Here is a 17,829-nt window from a genome sequence, read left to right as displayed (position 1 = left end):
GGCGGACGGCGAAATCGTGCAGGCCTGACGCCCTGGTGGCAGGTGTCTCATCAGCGAGGGCAATGTCTCTCGCTGGCGACGGTGACAAAAAAGCCCAGTCTCGCCGGGGAGAGCACGTATAAGCCGTAACCCATCGCGCAGGGAAAGCCGGGTTGTTCCCGGTTACACCTGTGGTCCTACCCCCGTGCTTTCTACATTGCACGGGGCCCATGGGTGCGATCGGCACCCGGCTTTCCCTGCGCCCTCCGATCAAGGAGAGGGCGAAACGAGACGCAGGACTCGGACAATCATGTCGCGAGAACGCAGTTGCGTATCCTTATCGCTGTTTGACAATTGCACAGGGCCAACACCGTCATCCTGAGGTGCGAGCCTCGCGGTGCAGTTGCGCCGCTCGCTTCGCGAGCACCTCGGGATGACGGAATCAATAGGGTCGCCTACTTCACCCGCATCGCCTCCGGCGTGTCGGGCTGCACTCGCGGATGCGCCTGCGCGAACGCCGGCAGTGCCATCGCAGTCTCGTGGATGCGCTTCACGGTCGGCCAGGGCGACAGGCTGATCTGCTGGTTGATCGCCGCGGTGACGTGGCCGACCAGGCAGATGTCGGCGAGGCCGGGCGCATCGCCATGGCAGAACGTGCCGGTGGCCTTGTGGCCGGCGAGATGGCCTTCGAGGGCTGCGAGCGTCTCGACCGTCCAGTGCCGGAACCAGGCGCTCTGCTGGCTGTCGCGCAGGTCGAGCTCGCGGTTGAGGTAGCGCCGCACCCGCGGCGTCAGCAGCGGATGGCCCTCGCAGGCGACGATCAGGGCGAGTCCGCGCACCCTCGCGCGGCCGAGCGGATCGGCCGGCAGCAGCGGCGGGTTGGGAAAAGTCTCGTCGAGGTAGTCGATGATCGCGAGCGACTGCACCAGCACGGTGCCGTCATCGGTCACCAGCGCCGGCAGCGCCATCTGCGGGTTGAGCTTGCGATAGGCGTCGGCGCGATGCGCATCCGCATCGATGTCGACATGGATCGCCTCGGCCGGCACCTGCTTCAGATTGAGGGCGATCCGCACCCGGAAACTCGCCAGCGACCGCCAGAAGGAGAAGAATTTCATGGGAGATTCTCTCTGCGCCACACGGCGGCAAACGTAGCCCGGATGAAGCGCAAGCGAAATCCGGGGCCTGCCGTTGCCGGCGCGTACCTTATCCCGGATTACGCTTCGCTGCATCCGGGCTACGAGGTCGGTGGTGCGGGAGAGATCTCAGCCCGCCCCCACCGCCTTCTTGCGCCAGGCCAGATGCACCGCGCAGGTGCAGCCCTGCGGATGCGAGGCGAGGTCGGTGGACGCCACGTCGTTGGCTGGCGTCGCTGCCGGGATGTAGTTCAGCACCGGGGCCAGCCAGCGCTCGATCTCGGCGACCGTCATCGACTTGCGCGCGGCATAGTCCTCGACCTGGTCGCGCTCGATCTTGCCGACGCCGAAATAGAAGCTTTCGGGATGCGAGAAATAGAGCCCGGAGACCGAGGAGCCCGGCCACATCGCAAAGCTCTCGGTGAGCTTCACGCCGGCGGTGGTCTCCGCATCGAGCAGCGAAAACAGCGTCCGCTTCTCGGTGTGGTCGGGCTGCGCCGGATAGCCGGGGGCCGGGCGGATGCCGTCGTATTTCTCGAGGATCAGCTCATCCGACGAGAAGGTTTCGCCGGGAGCGTAGCCCCAGAACTCCTTGCGCACGCGCTGGTGCATGCGCTCGGCGAAGGCTTCCGCGAGGCGGTCGGCCAGCGCCTTGCACAGGATCGAGGAGTAATCGTCATTGGCGTTCTTGAAGCGGTCGGCGACCGCATCCTCGCCGATCCCTGCGGTGACGACGAAGCCGCCGATATAGTCGGGCACGCCGGAAGCCTTCGGCGCGATGAAGTCGGACAGCGCGGCGTTGAAGCGGCCCTCGCGCTTCTCGAGCTGCTGGCGCAACGTGTGGAAGGTCGCGATCTTCGTCCTCCGCGTCTCGTCGGCATAGACCTCGATGTCGTCGCCCTCGGCGTTCGCCGGCCAGAAGCCGATGGTGGCGCGGGCCGTGAACCATTTCTCCTTGATGATGCGATCGAGCATCTTCCGCGCATCGTCATAGAGCGAGCGCGCGACCTCGCCGACCTTGGGATCGTCGAGGATCGCCGGGAAGCGGCCGGTCAGCTCCCAGGTCTGGAAGAACGGCGTCCAGTCGATGTACCGGGCGAGCTCGGCGAGATCGTAGGCATCGAAGCTCCTGAGCCCGAGGAAGGCCGGCTTCTTCGCGGGCTTCGCCGCAAAGTCGATCGCGACCTTGTTGGCGCGGGCTTCCGAGAGCTTCAGCCGCTTCTTGTCGGCCTGGGCACGGAAATGCGCCGCGGAGATCTTGGCGTATTCGGCGCGCACCTCGGCGGCATAGGCCTGCTTCTTCTCGGCCGACAGCAGCGAGGAGGCGACGCCGACGGCGCGGCTGGCATCATTGACGTGCACGACCGGCCCGCTCCTGTAGTTCGGGTCGATCTTCACCGCCGTATGCACACGGCTCGTGGTGGCGCCGCCGATCAACAGCGGCACGTTCATGCCCTGCCGCTCCAGTTCGCCGGCGAGGAAGCTCATCTCGTCGAGCGAGGGCGTGATCAGGCCGGACAGTCCGATGATGTCGGCGCCTTCAGCCTTCGCAGTCTCGATGATCTTGCTCGCGGGCACCATGACGCCGAGGTCGATCACCTCGAAATTGTTGCACTGGAGCACGATGCCGACGATGTTCTTGCCGATGTCGTGGACGTCGCCCTTCACGGTCGCGAGCACGATCTTGCCGGCGGCGCTGCGGCCGTCGCCGGTCACGCCATTGGCGAGGTTGCGCGCCTTCTCCTCCTCCATGAACGGCATCAGATAGGCGACCGCCTGCTTCATCACGCGGGCCGACTTCACCACCTGGGGCAGGAACATCTTGCCGTCGCCGAAGAGGTCGCCGACCACGTTCATGCCGGCCATCAATGGGCCCTCGATGACGTCGAGCGGGCGCGAGGCGTTCAGGCGGGCGGCCTCGGTATCCTGCTCGATGAACTCGGTGATGCCGTGCACCAGCGCATGCGACAGCCGCTTCTCGACCGGCCATTCGCGCCAGGTGAGATCGGCTTCCCTGGTCTGCTTCTCCTTGCCGCGGAACTTCTCGGCCAGCGCCAGCAGCCGCTCGGAAGCGGCAGGATCGCGGTTGAGGATGACGTCCTCGCAGGTCTGGCGCAGTTCGGGGTCGATGTCGTCATAGACGATCATCTGCCCCGCATTGACGATGCCCATGTCCATGCCGGCATGGATGGCGTGATACAGGAACACCGAATGCATCGCCTCGCGCACCGGCTCGTTGCCGCGGAACGAGAACGACAGGTTGGAGACGCCGCCCGAGATGTGCGCGCCGGGCAGGTTCTGCCGGATCCAGCGCGTCGCCTCGATGAAGTCGACGCCGTAATTGTTGTGCTCCTCGAGGCCCGTCGCGATCGCGAAGATGTTCGGATCGAAGATGATGTCCTCGGGCGGGAAATCCAGTCGATTGACCAGGATGTCGTAGGCGCGCTTGCTGATCTCGGTCTTGCGCTTGAAGGTGTCGGCCTGTCCGGTCTCGTCGAACGCCATCACCACCACCGCCGCGCCGTGGCGCTTGGCGATCGTTGCCTCGTGCAGGAACTTGTCTTCGCCTTCCTTCAGGGAGATCGAGTTCACGATCGGCTTGCCCTGGATGCATTTCAGGCCGGCCTCGATCACATGGAACTTCGAGGAGTCGACCATCACGGGTACGCGCGCGATGTCGGGCTCGGCGGCGACGAGGTTGAGGAACGTCACCATCGCCTTCTCGGAGTCGAGCAGCCCCTCGTCCATGTTGACGTCGATGACCTGGGCGCCGTTCTCGACCTGGTCGCGGGCGACCTGAAGCGCCGCGGTGTAGTCGCCGGCGGTGATCAGCTTGCGAAAGCGCGCCGATCCGGTGACGTTGGTACGTTCGCCGACATTCACGAAGGGGATCGCGTTGGTCAGCGTGAACGGCTCGAGGCCGGACAGCTTGAGCTGGGGCTCGATCACGGGCACGGTGCGCGGCTTGTGCGGGGCGACCGCTCTCGCGATCGCTCCGATATGATCGGGGGTGGTGCCGCAGCAGCCGCCGACGATGTTGACGAGGCCGGCGGCGGCGAACTCGCCGATCAGCCGCGCCATATAGTCAGGCGTCTCGTCGTACTGGCCGAATTCATTCGGCAGTCCCGCATTGGGGTAAGCGCAGACCAGCGTATCGGCGACGCGGCCGATGTCGGCGACATGGCTGCGCAGATCCTCGGCGCCGAGCGCGCAGTTGAAGCCGATCGTCACGGGCCTGGCGTGCCGCACCGAATGCCAAAACGCCTCGGGCAGTTGCCCGGAGAGCAGGCGGCCGGACTTGTCGGTGATGGTACCGGAGATCATCACGGGCACGTCGATGCCGCGTTCCTCGATGATTTCCGCGATTGCATACAGCGCGGCCTTGGCGTTCAACGTGTCGAAGATGGTCTCGACCAGCAGCATGTCGGCGCCACCGTCGAGCAGGCCGCGCGCCTGTTCGCCATAGGCCTTGCGCAGGTCGTCGAAGGTCACCGCGCGATAGCCGGGGTTGGAGACGTCGGGCGAGATCGAGGCGGTGCGGTTGGTCGGGCCGAGCGCGCCGGCGACGAAGCGCTCCTTGCCGTCCTCGGCCGAGACGCGTTCGGCGGCGGCGCGGGCGAGCCGGGCGCCCTGCAGGTTCAGTTCGTAGGCGATGTCGGACATGTCGTAGTCGGCCTGCGCGATCGAGGTCGACGAGAAGGTGTTGGTCGCGACGATGTCGGCGCCGGCGCGCAAATAGGCGGCGTGGATATCTTCGATCGCGTCAGGCTGGGTCAGGATCAGGACGTCGTTGTTGCCCTTGATGTCGCGGTGGAAGTTCGCAAAGCGCGCACCACGGAATGCAGCCTCGTCGAACTGCAGGCCCTGGATCATCGTGCCCATGGCGCCGTCGAGCACCAGGATGCGCTGGCTCGCAGCCGCGAGCAAAGCCGTACGCTTGGGAGAAACGGGAATTGTCATGGACGACTTTCTGGCTCAGGCGGCTTTCTGGGCACCGTTCGGCCGGATGCCGATCAGGTGGCTGATCGCGAACACGAGGTCCGCGCGGTTCATGGTGTAGAAGTGGAAGGTGTCGACGCCATGCTTGAACAGCTTCTGCACCTGGCCGGCGGCAACGGTCGCTGCCACCAGCTTCCGGGTCTCGGCGTCGTTGTCGAGGCCGTCGAATTTCTCGGCGAGCCAGTCCGGAACGCTGGTGCCGGCGCGGGTCACGAAATTGCGGGCCTGCTTGAAATTGTGCATCGGCATGATGCCTGGCACGATCGGGATCTGGATGCCGCGTGCCCGCACCCTGTCGACGTAACGGTGGTAGAGGTCGTTGTCGAAGAACACCTGGGTGATCGCGCGCGTCGCGCCCGCGTCGACCTTGGCCTCGAGCGTGTCGATGTCGGCATCGAAGCTCGCGGCCTCCGGGTGCTTCTCGGGATAGGCCGACACCGACACCTCGATGTCGGAGTGGCGCCGCTTGATCCCGGCGACGAGCGCAGCCGAACTCTGGTAGCCGTCGGCGTGGGTGAAGTACGGCGTGCCGATGCCGCCCGGCGGGTCACCGCGCAACGCGACGATGTGGCGGACGCCGACCTCGTGGTAGCGGTCGACGATCTCGTCGATCTCGCCGCGCGAGGCGCCGACGCAGGTCAAGTGCGCGGCCGGCAGCAACTCGGTCTCGCGGAGGATGCGGCTGATGGTCGAATGGGTGCGCTCGCGGGTCGAGCCGCCGGCGCCATAGGTCACCGAGACGAAGTTCGGGGTCAGCGGCGCCAGGCGGTTGATGGTCTCCCAGAGACTGCGCTCCATCTCCTCGGTCTTCGGCGGGAAGAACTCGAAGGAGATTTTCGGCGTTTTTGCGCGAAGCCCGCCGTTCGATACGGTGGATACAGTCTCGGTCATGGTACGCACGGGCTCCGCAAGGGTGGGCAGACGTCTCGCCTTGGTATTGAGCCCCAAAATAAGCGAAACGGGCCGATTCAAACAGCCCATTGAAGATGGGAAATTGCCCATAATCGATCAAGTGAGAGCAAAATTCCGTGCTCAAGGAAGCCTGTTGGGCAGGTGGGACGGGTAGTCGCTATACACTATATGTTATTGATAAATAATGGATAAAATACGGAACATGGCAAATATCATGGATGGATAGGTTTGTGGGCAAGCGCATCGTGTCAATGAACTGTCTTAATCAATCCCAAAGCAGATCAAGGTCTACGCGGCAGGCCGCGACGGACCCGCGCGGCCCTGATCTGCGCGCCGGGGGCCTTTGTCGGCCAACGGTGCGACATTAGGTTGAGCGCCATGATCCCGCTGTCCGTCCTCGACCTGTCGGTCGTTACATCCGGCACCAAGCCCGCCGCCGCATTGCGCAACAGCATCGATCTGGCACGCCACGTCGACGGCCTCGGCTATCTCAGGTACTGGCTCGCCGAGCATCACAATCTTGCGTCCGTCGCGAGCCCGGCGCCGGACCTGATGATCGGGCAGATCGCGGCGGTGACGCAGCATATCCGCGTCGGCTCCGGCGGCGTGATGCTGCCCAACCATGCGCCGCTGGTGGTCGCCGAGCGGTTCAAGATGCTGGAGGCGTTGTTTCCCGGCCGTATCGACCTCGGCCTCGGGCGCGCGCCCGGCACCGATGGTGCGACGGCCTACGCGCTGCGCAGCCGGCTCGACCGTCGCGAAGGCGACGATTTCCTTGAGCGGCTGCACGAATTGACGCTGTGGGAGACCCGCGATTTCCCGCCCGGCCACCCCTACAACAAGGTGGTGGCGATGCCTGACGACACGCCGCTGCCGCCGATCTGGCTGCTCGGCTCGAGTGACTATTCCGCCGAGCTCGCCGCGCAGGTCGGGATGGGCTTTGCGTTCGCGCATCATTTCGCCACCCATGACGCGATCGCGGCGATGACCAATTATCGCGCGCATTTCAGCCCGTCGGGCTGGCGCGCCACGCCGCAGGCGATCCTGGCGGTCGCCGTCGTCGCGGCCGAGACCGACGCGGAGGCCGAACAGCTTGCGCTGTCGATGGATCTCAACCGCCTGCGCCGCGACCGCGGCGAATACCTGGCGCTGCCGAGCATCGAGGAGGCCAAGGCCTATCCGTTCAGCGACGCCGAGCGTGCCGCGATCGCGCGCAACCGGGCGCGGTTCTTCGTCGGCAGCGCACAGACGGTGACGGGCAAGCTGGAGCCGCTGATCCGCGCGACGGAGGCGGATGAGCTGATGGTGATCACCGCGGTCTACGACCACGAGGCGCGGAAGAAGTCCTACAGCCTGCTCGCCGACGCGTTCGGACTTGCGAAGAAGGCGGCGGCTTGATGCGGAGCGATGCCCAGCATCGAACCCGGAATCCCCAGATTCCGGGTCTGGTGCTGGCGCACCATCCCGGAATGACAACGTCAATCCGTCTTCTCGCTGAACGTGGCGCGGAAGGGATGGCCGGGGTAGACGCCGAGGATGCGGAATTCGCGCGAGAAGAACTTCAGCTCCTCGAGGGCAAAGGCGAGGCCGCGGTCAGCGGGGTGGCCGTCGACATCGGCGTAGAATTGCGTGGCGAAGAAATTGCCGTCGACCATGTAGCTCTCGAGCTTGGTCATGTTGACGCCGTTGGTGGCAAAGCCGCCCAGCGCCTTGTAGAGCGCGGCAGGCAGGTTGCGCACCCGGAAGACGAAGCTCGTGACCAATTGCCCCGAGCCCTGCTCGGCCCATCTGGCCTCGCGCGCCAGCACCACGAAACGGGTCGTGTTGTGGGTCTCGTCCTCGATGTCCTCGGCGAGGATCTCGAGGCCGTATATCTCGGCGGCAAGGCGCGAGGCGATCGCCGCGACGCTCTTGTCGCCGCGTTCGGAGATGTCGCGCGCGCTGCCGGCGGTGTCGCCGGCGACGATCGGCCTGACGCCGAGCTTGCGGATGGTGCGCCGGCACTGGCCCAGCGCCTGGACATGGCTCTCCACGCTCCTGATGTCGGTGAGCCTGGTGCCCTTGAGCGCCATCAACTGGTGGCGGATCGGCAGGAACCACTCGCCGACGATGAACAGGCCGGAGGCCGGCAGCAGATGATGGATGTCGGCGACACGGCCGGCGACCGAGTTCTCGATCGGGATCATGCCGAGGTCGGCTTCTCCGGAGGAGATTGCGGCCAGCGCGTCCTCGAAGGTCGGGCAGGGCATCGGCTCGGCGTGCGGATAGGCCTCGACGATCGCGATGTGGGAATTGGCGCCAGGCTCGCCCTGGAACGCGATTTTCAGCTTCTGGGTCATGCGGTGGCTTTTATCACCCGATCAGGCTTTGGAAAGTATTCTGCGCGCGGTTTCGAGGTCTGCGGCGGTGTCGACGCCCCGAGGCACGGTGTCGACGATGGTGACGTCGATCCGCATTCCAGCCTCGAGCGCCCGAAGCTGCTCGAGCTTTTCCTGCTGCTCCAGCGGCGAGGGCGGAAGGGCTACGAACCGCTCCAGCGCAGCGCGGCGGTAGGCGTAGAGGCCGATATGGTGGTAGCGCGGTCCGTCGCCATGAGGGGCGGTGGCGCGGGTGAAGTAGAGCGCCCGCAGCCGGTTCACCCCGATCGGCGAACCGACCGCCTTGACGACGCTCGGGGCCCGGTCCTCCTCCTCGGTATGGATCTGCGAGGCCAGAGTCGAGATATCGACGGCGGGATCGGCAAGCGCCGGCATCACGCTGCGGATGGTCTCGGGCGTGATGGTCGGGAAATCGCCCTGCAGATTGACCACGATCTCGGCAGTTCCGTCCGGATCCAGGATCGTCATCGCTTCGTGGATACGGTCCGAGCCGGAGGGATGGTCGGCGCGGGTCATCACCACCTCGCCGCCCTGCGCTCTCACCGCGTCGGCAATTTCCGCGGTGTCGGTGGCCACCGCAACGCGGCCGATCCGGGCCGCTTCCGCCCGCCGCAGCACGTGCACGATCATGGGCAGGCCAGCGATGTCCAGTAGCGGTTTGCCGGGAAGTCGCGTCGCCGCCATCCGGGCGGGAATCAGCACCAAGGTGCGGGGTTCGGTCATCGTTCAGGGGCCCGTCCGGCCGGCGGAAATTGATGGGGAGTGGGTGGAATTCGGCGCGTTTATACGGGTTGCCAGAGTGCGGGCAAACCGATATCTCAAACCCTGCTTGGGGGGCGGTGAGACAAGGCCGATTCCCAGGTCCCTTCTCAAGTCTCTCCCGCGGCCGCATTCCCGGCCTGAAGTCGACATTCAAGGCCCGGAGCCTGACCGAAATGGACTCCTTCGAACTCAACAAGATCATCGGTGCGATCCTCGGCACCTGCATCGTTGTCCTGGTGACGAGCTTTACCGCCGGCGCGGTGTTTTCCGCGAAGATGCCGGAGAAGCCCGGCTTCGAGATCGCGGTGAAGGAGGCGGCCCCGGCCGGTGGCGGCGAGGCCGCTGCGGCGAAGTCGGAGCCGATCGAGAAGCTGTTGCAGACCGCCTCCGCCGAGAAGGGCGCTGCGGCCGCCAAGAAATGCCAGGCCTGCCACACCTTCGAGAAGGGCGGCCCCAACCGCGTCGGTCCGAACCTTTTTGGCATCGTCGGCGAGCCCCGGGGCGAAGGCCGCGGCTTCAACTTCTCGGCTGCGATGAAGGCGAAGGGCGGCACCTGGACCTTCGACGACCTCAACAAGTTCATCGCCAACCCGAAGGGCTTTATCCCGGGCACCGCGATGGGCTTCGCCGGCGTGCCGAAGGACAGCGAGCGCGCCGACATCATCGCCTATCTGAACTCGAATTCGGACCATCCCGAGCCGACTCCGACCGCGTCGAAGTAACGGCTTGTTCTGCATCGGTGGACAAAACGGCCAGGCAATGCCTGGCCGTTTTCGCATGGGATAGTGCTTCTCGCGGGGTTGTTATCGGGACGTTTCGCCGCACCGATATTGTTCCCGGGCGATTATGATGAGGAAAAAGCAACGTAATTTGTCGAACCGTTGCCTTATATTGGGTCCCATGTAACCGGGGGCCGCAAGCAGGAAGTATCGAATTTGGCGATCACCCGACGACATCTCCTTCAAGGCAGCGCCCTGGCCGCAATGGCACCGGCGCTCGGACTGAACTCCGGCATGTCGGCGATCACGCCGGCCTTCGCAGACGATGCCCCGAACGGGCTGAAATGGCGGCACGGCCTCTCCACCTACGGCGAGATCAAGTATCCCGCCGACTTCAAGCGCTTCGATTACGTCAATCCCGATGCGCCCAAGGGCGGCGTCGCGCGCCAGTTCCAGCTCGGGACCTATGACAGCTTCAACCTGGTTGTCGCCGGCCTGAAGGGGCAGATCGCCGCGGGCGTGTCCCGCATCTACGAATCGCTGATGGATAGCTCGCTCGACGAACCCGACACCTATTACGGCACGCTGGCGGAAGCCGCCGCGTTTCCCGACGATTTCTCCTATGCGATCTTTCGCCTGCGCCCCGGCGCACGCTGGCACGACGGCAAGCCGATCACGCCCGAGGACGTGATCTTCTCCTTCGAGGCGCTGAAGGCGAACAGCCCGATGTTCAGCACCTATTACCGGCACATCGCGAAGGCCGAGAAGGTCGGCGAGCGCGACGTCAAGTTCACCTACGACAGCCCGGGCAACCGCGAACTGCCGCTGATCACCGGCCAGCTCATCGTGCTGCCCAAGCATTGGTGGGAGGGGACGGATGCACAGGGCAAGAAGCGGGACGTCACCGCGAGCACGCTGGAGCCGCCGCTCGGATCGGGACCCTACAAGATCAAGGAGTTCGTCGCCGGACGATCGCTGGTGCTGGAGCGTGTGAAGGACCATTGGGGCAAGGACAACCCCAATGCGATCGGCCAGAACAATTTCGACGAGCTGCGTTACGAATACTTCCGCGACGACACGGTAGGGCGCGAGGCGCTGAAAGCCGATCAGTTCGACTGGTACGGCGAACGCAGCGCCAAGGAGTGGGCGAGCGCCTATGACGTCCCTGCTGTACGCGAGGGGCGGCTGCTCAAGGAGCTGTTCCCGGTACGCAATGTCGGGCGGATGCAGGGCTGGGTGTTCAACCTGCGACGCCCGAAATTTGCGGATGCCCGGCTGCGCCGCGCCTTCAATTATGCGTTCGATTTCGAGGAGATGAACCGCACGCTGTCGAGCGGCGAGTATCATCGCGACTCCAGCTATTTCGACGGCATCCCGGATCTGATGGCGACCGGCCTGCCGGAAGGGCAGGAGCTCGAGATCCTCGAAACGGTGCGCGACAAGGTACCGGCGGAGGTCTTCACCACGCCGTACAAGGATCCGATCGGCGGCACGCCGGAGAACGTGCGTGCCAATCTGCGCGAGGCGACGCGGCTGCTGAAAGAGGCCGGGTTCGAGGTTCGCGATCGCAAGCTGGTCGATCCGTCGGGGCAGCCGTTCAGCGTCGAGATCCTCGGCGCCAGCGCCGATCCGGGCATGGAGCGGATATCACTGTTCTACAAGCCGAGTCTCGAGCGGCTCGGAATCACGGTCAATCTGCGTGCGGTCGACACCGTGCAGTATACGAACCGGATACGCGACTTCGATTTCGACATGACGACCAATGTCTGGCCGCAGTCGATCTCGCCGGGCAATGAAGAGCGCGACAATTTCGGTTCGCAGGCCGCCGACCGGCCGGGCTCGAGCAACCTGCCCGGCATCCGGAATCCGGCGGTCGATGCCATCATCGAGCGCATCATCTTCGCCAAGAGCCGCGCCGAGCAGGTAGCGGCCGCCAAGGCGCTGGACCGCGTGCTGTTGTGGAACTTCTACTGCGTTCCCCACTTCAACTATGACAAGCAGCGTTACGTGTACTGGGATCGCTTTGGCCATCCCGACCCGCTGCCGAAATACGGCGTCGCGGGATTTCCCAATCTCTGGTGGTACGACGCCGACAAGGCGGCCAAGCTCAAGCGTTCATAAGGTCAGGATTCGCGCATGGCGCACTTCACCCGTCGGCACGCACTCGGCCTTGGCATCGGTGCGTTGAGCGCTGCAGGATTTCGTGCGCGGCCAGCGGCGGCCGACAACGGAACCGAGATGCACGGCATGTCGGTGTTCGGTGACCTGAAATATCCCGCCGATTTCCAGCAGTTCGACTACGTCAATCCGAAGGCGCCGAAGGGCGGCGTGTTCTCGACGATCCCGTCGACACGCGCCTACAACCAATCCTTTTTTACGTTCAATTCGTTCAACGCGTTCATCCTCAAGGGCGAAGGCGCGAAGGGCATGGAAATGACCTTCGATTCCCTGATGGCGCGCGCGGCTGATGAGCCTGATGCGATGTATGGACTCGCGGCAAAATCGGTTTCGATTTCGTCCGACAAGCTCACCTACCGATTCACGATACGGCCCGAGGCGCGCTTCCATGATGGCTCGAAACTGACCGCGCAGGACGTTGCCTTTTCCTTCAATATCCTGAAGGAAAAGGGGCACCCGTTGATCGTGGTGCAGTTGCGGGACTTCGTGAGGGCGGATGCGGCGGATGATGCGACAGTGATCGTCACCTTCGCGCCTAATCGGGCGCGCGACGTGCCGCTTTATGTTGCGGGCTTGCCGATCTTCTCCAGGGCCTACTATGCCACTCGCACGTTCGAAGAATCGACGCTCGACGTTCCGGTTGGCTCCGGACCCTATAAAGTCGGCAAGTTCGAGGCCAACCGTTTCGTCGAATATGACCGCGTCAAGGATTGGTGGGCTGCCGATTTGCCGGTCAATCGCGGCAGCTACAATTTCGATACCGTGCGCTATGAATTCTATCGAGATCGCGATGTCGCGTTCGAAGGCTTTACCGGGAAGAGCTACCTGTTCCGCGAGGAATTCACTTCTCGAATCTGGGCGACACGCTACGATTTCCCCGCCATCAAGGACGGGCGGGTCAAACGTGAGTTGCTGCCGGATGAAACGCCGACGGGAGGCCAAGGCTGGTTCTTCAACACGCGATTGAAGAAATTCAAAGATCCGCGCGTGCGCGAGGCAGTGATCTATGCCTTTGATTTCGAGTGGACCAACAGGACCATCATGTACGACGCCTATGCGCGCGCGGTGTCGCCGTTCCAGAATTCGGACATGGTGGCGGTCGGGCTGCCTTCACCGGAGGAGTTGAAGCTGCTCGAACCGTTCCGCGGCCAGGTTCCGGAAGAGGTGTTCGGTGAACCCTTCGTGCCGCCGGTGTCGGACGGCTCGGGACAGGATCGGGCGTTGCTGCGCAAAGCGACGCAACTGCTCAACGAGGCGGGATGCGTCGTCAAGGATGGCAAGCGGCGATTACCCGACGGCGACAGCTTTACGATCGAATTCCTGCTCGACGAGCAGACATTCCAGCCGCACCATGCCGCCCTCATCAAGAATCTCAGCCAGCTCGGGATCGAGGCCGGCATCCGACTGATCGATGCCGTTCAATATCGTGCACGGGTCGAGGCTTTCGACTTCGAGGTGACAACCGAGCGCATCAGCATGTCGGCAACACCGGGTGATAGCCTGCGGCCCTACTTCTCCTCGCAAGCCGCAGCCACCAAGGGCTCCTACAACCTGGCGGGTGTAGCCAGTCCCGCGATCGACGCCTTGATAGAAAAGGCGATCGGTGCCGACACACGGGCAGACCTGACCTTTGCCTGCCGCGCCATCGATCGCGTGTTCCGCGCTGGCCGTTACTGGATCCCACAATGGTACTCGAACAAGCATCGGGTCGCTTATTGGGATCAATTCGATCATCCGGAGAAGCTGGCGAAATATTCGTCGGGCGCCGGAGCACCTGACAATTGGTGGTATGACGCGGCCAAGGCCGCCAAGCTCGAACAGGCGAAGTAGCCGATGAGCGCCTATATCGCCCGCCGCATTTTGCTGATGGTGCCGACGCTGCTCGGCATCCTGTTCGTCTCTTTCGTGGTGGTGCAGTTCGCCCCGGGCGGTCCGGTCGAGCGCGTCATCGCGCAGATCAACGGCGCCGACACCGGCGGCACGTCGCGGGTGTCGGGAGGCGGCGGAGATTTTGCTGCGCAGCGCGGTCAGGGCGCGGCCTCGGCCGGTGCGGTCAACTCGAAATATCGCGGTGCGCAGGGGCTCGACCCTGATTTCATCAAGAAGCTGGAGGTGCAGTTCGGCTTCGACAAGCCGGCGCCGGAGCGCTTTGCGCTGATGGTGTGGAATTTCTCCCGCTTCGATTTCGGCAAGAGCTATTTCCGCGACATCAGCGTGATCCAGCTCATCAAGGAGAAGCTGCCGGTCTCGATCTCGCTCGGGCTGTGGATGACGCTGCTGACATATCTGATCTCGATCCCGCTCGGAATCCGCAAGGCCGTGCAGGACGGCTCGCGCTTCGATACCTGGACCTCGGCGGTGATCATCATCGGCTTTGCCATTCCGGGCTTCCTGTTCGCGATCCTCCTGATCATCCTGTTCGCCGGCGGCTCGTTCTTCAACATCTTCCCGCTGCGCGGCCTGACCTCCGACGGCTGGTCGCAGTTCCCCTGGTACTGGAAGATAATGGATTATCTCTGGCACATCACGCTGCCGATCATCTCGATGGCGCTCGGCGCCTTCGCAACCATGACGCTGCTGACCAAGAACTCGTTCCTCGACGAGATCCGCAAGCAATATGTGATGACGGCCCGCGCCAAGGGCTGCAGCGAGCGGCAGGTATTGTATGGCCACGTCTTCCGCAACGCCATGCTGATCGTGATCGCCGGCTTCCCGGGCGCGTTCATCCACGCCTTCTTCTCCGGCTCGCTGCTGATCGAGACCATCTTCTCGCTGGACGGGCTCGGCCTGCTCGGCTTCGAGAGCGTTCTGAACCGTGATTATCCCGTCGTGTTCGGCACGCTGTTCATCTTCTCGCTGGTCGGACTCGTGGTCAATCTGATCTCCGACCTCACCTATATGTGGATCGATCCGCGGATCGATTTCGAAGCGCGGGAGGTGTGATGACGATGCTCGCGCCCCAGCAACCGGTCGAAACCTCGACGCAATCGCCGCTCGGCGAGGCCGTGCCCGCCACGCGCCACGGCTTCTCGCCGTCGCCGCTCAACAGGCGGCGCTGGCAGAACTTCAAGGCGAATCGCCGCGGCTATTGGTCGTTCTGGATCTTCATCGTGCTGTTCGTGGTGTCGCTGTTTGCCAACGTCATCGCCAACGACAAGCCGCTGGTCGTCAAATATGACGGCCATCTCTACTGGCCGGTGCTGTTCAGCTATGCCGAGACCACCTTCGGCGGCGACTTCGAGACCGCGGCCGATTATCGCGATCCCTATTTGCAGAAGCAGATCGCCGCCAAGGGCGGCAGCATGATCTGGCCGCCGATCCGCTATTCCTACAACAGCCGCAACCTCGATCCGCCGACGCCGGTGCCTTCGAAGCCGACCTGGCTTCTGACCGAGGCCGAGTGCAAGGACGTGGTGCAGCGGAAGGGCCTGAAGGGCTGCCGCGACCTCGAATACAACTGGCTCGGCACCGACGACCAGGGCCGCGACGTCGTCGCGCGGCTGATCTACGGCTTTCGCATCTCGGTGCTGTTCGGCCTGACCCTGACCATCTTCTCCTCGATCATCGGCGTCGCCGCCGGCGGCGTGCAGGGCTATTTCGGCGGCTGGATCGATCTTGGCTTCCAGCGCTTCATCGAGATCTGGACCGCGATCCCCTCGCTCTACCTGCTCCTGATCATCTCCGCGGTGCTGCCGCCGGGCTTCTTCATCCTGCTCGGCATCCTCCTGCTGTTCTCCTGGGTCTCGCTGGTCGGACTGGTGCGGGCCGAGTTCCTGCGCGGGCGCAATTTCGAGTACATCCAGGCAGCCCGCGCGCTCGGCGTCTCCAACGCCGTGATCATGTGGCGGCATCTGCTGCCGAACGCGATGGTTGCGACCATGACGTTCCTGCCCTTCATCGTGTCGTCATCGGTGATGACCTTGACGGCGCTGGATTTCCTCGGCTTCGGCCTGCCGCCCGGCTCACCGTCGCTCGGCGAATTGCTGTCGCAGGGCAAGGCCAACGTGCAGGCGCCCTGGCTCGGCCTCACCGGCTTCTTCTCGGTCGCGATCATGCTGTCGCTCCTGATCTTCATCGGCGAAGCCGCGCGCGATGCCTTCGATCCGCGCAAGACGTTCTCGAAGGGTTGACGCATGGACGCCATCAACCAGCCGCTACTCGATGTCCGCGATCTCTCGGTCGCGTTCGGCCGGTCGGTCGCGGTCGACCGTATCTCGTTCTCGATCAAGCGCGGCGAGTGCGTCGCCCTCGTCGGCGAATCCGGCTCGGGCAAATCCGTCAGCGCGCTCTCGATCCTGAAGCTGTTGCCCTATCCCGCAGCGTCGCACCCGTCAGGCGCGATCCGCTTTCGCGGCCGCGATCTGCTCACCGCGTCGGACCGGGAGATGCGCGAGGTCAGGGGCAACGACATCTCGATCATCTTCCAGGAGCCGATGACCTCGCTCAATCCGCTCCACACCATCGAATCCCAGATCGGCGAGATCCTTTCGCTGCACCAGGGCATCGGCGGATCGGCGGCGCGGGAGCGCACGCTCGAACTGCTACGCCAGGTCGGCATCCCTGAGCCGGAAACGCGGCTCAAAAGCTACCCGCATCAATTGTCCGGTGGCCAGCGCCAGCGCGTCATGATCGCGATGGCGCTTGCCAACGAGCCCGATCTGCTGATCGCGGACGAGCCGACCACTGCGCTCGACGTCACCGTGCAGGCCCAGATCCTGGCGCTGCTTGCCGAGATCCGCACCCGGCTCGGCATGAGCCTTCTGTTCATCACCCATGATCTCGGCATCGTCCGCCGCATCGCCGACACCGTCTGCGTCATGAACGGCGGCAAGATCGTCGAGCAGGGGCCGGTCGAGCAGGTCTTCAACGCACCAAAGCACGACTATACCAAGGCGCTGCTCGCGGCCGAGCCAAAGCCTGATCCGGCACCGCCGCAGCCCGCCGCGCCCGTCGTGATGAAGGCGGACAATCTCAAGGTCTGGTTTCCGATCAAGCGCGGCTTGCTGCGCTCGACCGTCGGCCACATCAAGGCGGTTGACGGCGTCAGCCTTGCGGTTCGCAAGGGCGAGACGCTCGGCGTCGTCGGCGAATCCGGATCCGGCAAGACCACGCTCGGGCTGGCGCTGCTGCGCCTGATCTCGTCGAACGGCCCGATCGTGTTCCTGGGCAAGGACATCCAGGGCCTGCGCTTCAAGCAGATGCGGCCGTTCCGCCGCGACATGCAGATCGTGTTCCAGGATCCGTTCGGTTCGCTCAGCCCCCGCATGTCGGTGGCCGATATCATCGACGAAGGGCTCGAAGTTCATCAGCCGCAGCTGTCGCGCGAGGAGCGCGAGGCGCGGGTGGTGAAGGCGCTCACCGATGTCGGCCTCGATCCCGGCTGGCGCTTTCGTTATCCGCACGAATTCTCCGGCGGCCAGCGCCAGCGCATCTCGATCGCGCGTGCGGTCGTGCTGGAGCCGAACTTCATCGTGCTGGACGAGCCGACCTCCGCGCTCGACATGCTGTTCCAGGCGCAGATGGTCGACTTGTTGCGCGATCTGCAGCGCAAACGCGATCTCACCTACATGTTCATCTCGCACGATCTGCGCGTGGTGGCCTCGCTCTCCAGCCATCTGATCGTGATGAAATCCGGCAAGGTCGAGGAGGAGGGACCGGCCTCGGTGCTGTTCAAGGACCCGAAGAGCGACTACACCCGTGCCTTGTTCGCAGCCGCCTTCCGGCTGGAGACGGATGGCGAGGGCGCGGTGGCGACATGACGTCCGCAAG

Annotated in this window: 12 protein-coding genes; 7 read left to right on the top strand and 5 right to left on the bottom strand. The window is 64.2% G+C overall.

The features are described 5' to 3' along the window. Positions 1–434 precede the first annotated feature (434 nt). From maiA to metF, 3 genes are all read right to left on the bottom strand, one after another. Positions 435–1,094, bottom strand: coding sequence for a maleylacetoacetate isomerase (gene maiA, locus JQ586_RS21960; RefSeq protein ID WP_212396692.1), 660 nt, complete (start codon positions 1,092–1,094; stop codon positions 435–437). Between the two features lie 147 nt (positions 1,095–1,241). After that, complete coding sequence (gene metH / locus JQ586_RS21955) at positions 1,242–5,072, bottom strand: methionine synthase (RefSeq protein WP_212396691.1); 3,831 nt, start codon at positions 5,070–5,072, stop codon at positions 1,242–1,244. 15 nt (positions 5,073–5,087) lie between these two features. Beyond that, a complete protein-coding gene (metF, locus tag JQ586_RS21950; protein WP_212396690.1) occupies positions 5,088–6,002 on the bottom strand; it encodes a methylenetetrahydrofolate reductase [NAD(P)H] in 915 nt (304 codons plus the stop codon). Between the two features lie 399 nt (positions 6,003–6,401). Between metF and JQ586_RS21945 the strand changes: the two genes are divergently transcribed. After that, positions 6,402–7,421 carry an LLM class flavin-dependent oxidoreductase gene (locus JQ586_RS21945; RefSeq protein WP_212396689.1) on the top strand — a complete coding sequence of 340 codons (1,020 nt, stop codon included), beginning with the start codon at positions 6,402–6,404 and terminating at the stop codon, positions 7,419–7,421. Between the two features lie 80 nt (positions 7,422–7,501). Here the strand turns inward: JQ586_RS21945 and JQ586_RS21940 are convergent, their stop codons facing one another. Both JQ586_RS21940 and JQ586_RS21935 read right to left on the bottom strand, forming a co-directional pair. After that, positions 7,502–8,362, bottom strand: a complete 861-nt coding sequence (locus tag JQ586_RS21940) for a prephenate dehydratase (RefSeq protein WP_212396688.1) — start codon at positions 8,360–8,362, stop codon at positions 7,502–7,504. A 21-nt stretch (positions 8,363–8,383) separates the two neighbouring features. Continuing rightward, positions 8,384–9,124, bottom strand: a complete 741-nt coding sequence (locus JQ586_RS21935) for a 3-deoxy-manno-octulosonate cytidylyltransferase (RefSeq protein ID WP_212396687.1) — start codon at positions 9,122–9,124, stop codon at positions 8,384–8,386. Between the two features lie 212 nt (positions 9,125–9,336). On the opposite strand from JQ586_RS21935, the gene JQ586_RS21930 reads away from it, so the two are divergent. From JQ586_RS21930 to JQ586_RS21905, 6 genes are all read left to right on the top strand, one after another. Further along, positions 9,337–9,885, top strand: coding sequence for a cytochrome c family protein (locus tag JQ586_RS21930; protein WP_212396686.1), 549 nt, complete (start codon positions 9,337–9,339; stop codon positions 9,883–9,885). Positions 9,886–10,146: 261 nt separating this feature from the next. Beyond that, positions 10,147–12,003: an extracellular solute-binding protein gene (locus JQ586_RS21925; RefSeq protein WP_212396701.1), complete on the top strand. Its 1,857-nt coding sequence runs from the start codon at positions 10,147–10,149 to the stop codon at positions 12,001–12,003. Between the two features lie 15 nt (positions 12,004–12,018). Further along, on the top strand, positions 12,019–13,890 hold the full coding sequence (locus JQ586_RS21920) for an extracellular solute-binding protein (protein WP_212396685.1): 1,872 nt from the start codon (positions 12,019–12,021) through the stop codon (positions 13,888–13,890). A 3-nt stretch (positions 13,891–13,893) separates the two neighbouring features. Beyond that, a complete protein-coding gene (locus JQ586_RS21915) occupies positions 13,894–15,003 on the top strand; it encodes a microcin C ABC transporter permease YejB (RefSeq protein WP_212396684.1) in 1,110 nt (369 codons plus the stop codon). Further along, on the top strand, positions 15,003–16,190 hold the full coding sequence (locus JQ586_RS21910; protein ID WP_212396683.1) for an ABC transporter permease: 1,188 nt from the start codon (positions 15,003–15,005) through the stop codon (positions 16,188–16,190). The genes JQ586_RS21915 and JQ586_RS21910 overlap by 1 nt, the downstream gene beginning before the upstream one ends. A gap of 3 nt (positions 16,191–16,193) precedes the next feature. Continuing rightward, positions 16,194–17,819, top strand: coding sequence for an ABC transporter ATP-binding protein (locus JQ586_RS21905; RefSeq protein WP_212396682.1), 1,626 nt, complete (start codon positions 16,194–16,196; stop codon positions 17,817–17,819). Positions 17,820–17,829: the final 10 nt, after the last annotated feature.

Source organism: Bradyrhizobium jicamae (assembly GCF_018130215.1).
Classification (GTDB): Bacteria; Pseudomonadota; Alphaproteobacteria; order Rhizobiales; family Xanthobacteraceae; genus Bradyrhizobium; species Bradyrhizobium jicamae_A.
The sequence above is the reverse complement of the archived record's forward strand: the minus strand, read 5'-3'. Positions and strand labels throughout refer to the sequence as shown.

Excerpts from the sequence above, each read along its gene's own strand:
- maiA (WP_212396692.1), bottom strand. The coding sequence starts at position 1,094 with ATGAAATTCTTCTCCTTCTGGCGGTCGCTGGCGAGTTTCCGGGTGCGG.
- metH (WP_212396691.1), bottom strand. The coding sequence starts at position 5,072 with ATGACAATTCCCGTTTCTCCCAAGCGTACGGCTTTGCTCGCGGCTGCG.
- metF (WP_212396690.1), bottom strand. The coding sequence starts at position 6,002 with ATGACCGAGACTGTATCCACCGTATCGAACGGCGGGCTTCGCGCAAAA.
- JQ586_RS21945 (WP_212396689.1), top strand. The coding sequence starts at position 6,402 with ATGATCCCGCTGTCCGTCCTCGACCTGTCGGTCGTTACATCCGGCACC.
- JQ586_RS21940 (WP_212396688.1), bottom strand. The coding sequence starts at position 8,362 with ATGACCCAGAAGCTGAAAATCGCGTTCCAGGGCGAGCCTGGCGCCAAT.
- JQ586_RS21935 (WP_212396687.1), bottom strand. The coding sequence starts at position 9,124 with ATGACCGAACCCCGCACCTTGGTGCTGATTCCCGCCCGGATGGCGGCG.
- JQ586_RS21930 (WP_212396686.1), top strand. The coding sequence starts at position 9,337 with ATGGACTCCTTCGAACTCAACAAGATCATCGGTGCGATCCTCGGCACC.
- JQ586_RS21925 (WP_212396701.1), top strand. The coding sequence starts at position 10,147 with ATGGCACCGGCGCTCGGACTGAACTCCGGCATGTCGGCGATCACGCCG.
- JQ586_RS21920 (WP_212396685.1), top strand. The coding sequence starts at position 12,019 with ATGGCGCACTTCACCCGTCGGCACGCACTCGGCCTTGGCATCGGTGCG.
- JQ586_RS21915 (WP_212396684.1), top strand. The coding sequence starts at position 13,894 with ATGAGCGCCTATATCGCCCGCCGCATTTTGCTGATGGTGCCGACGCTG.
- JQ586_RS21910 (WP_212396683.1), top strand. The coding sequence starts at position 15,003 with ATGACGATGCTCGCGCCCCAGCAACCGGTCGAAACCTCGACGCAATCG.
- JQ586_RS21905 (WP_212396682.1), top strand. The coding sequence starts at position 16,194 with ATGGACGCCATCAACCAGCCGCTACTCGATGTCCGCGATCTCTCGGTC.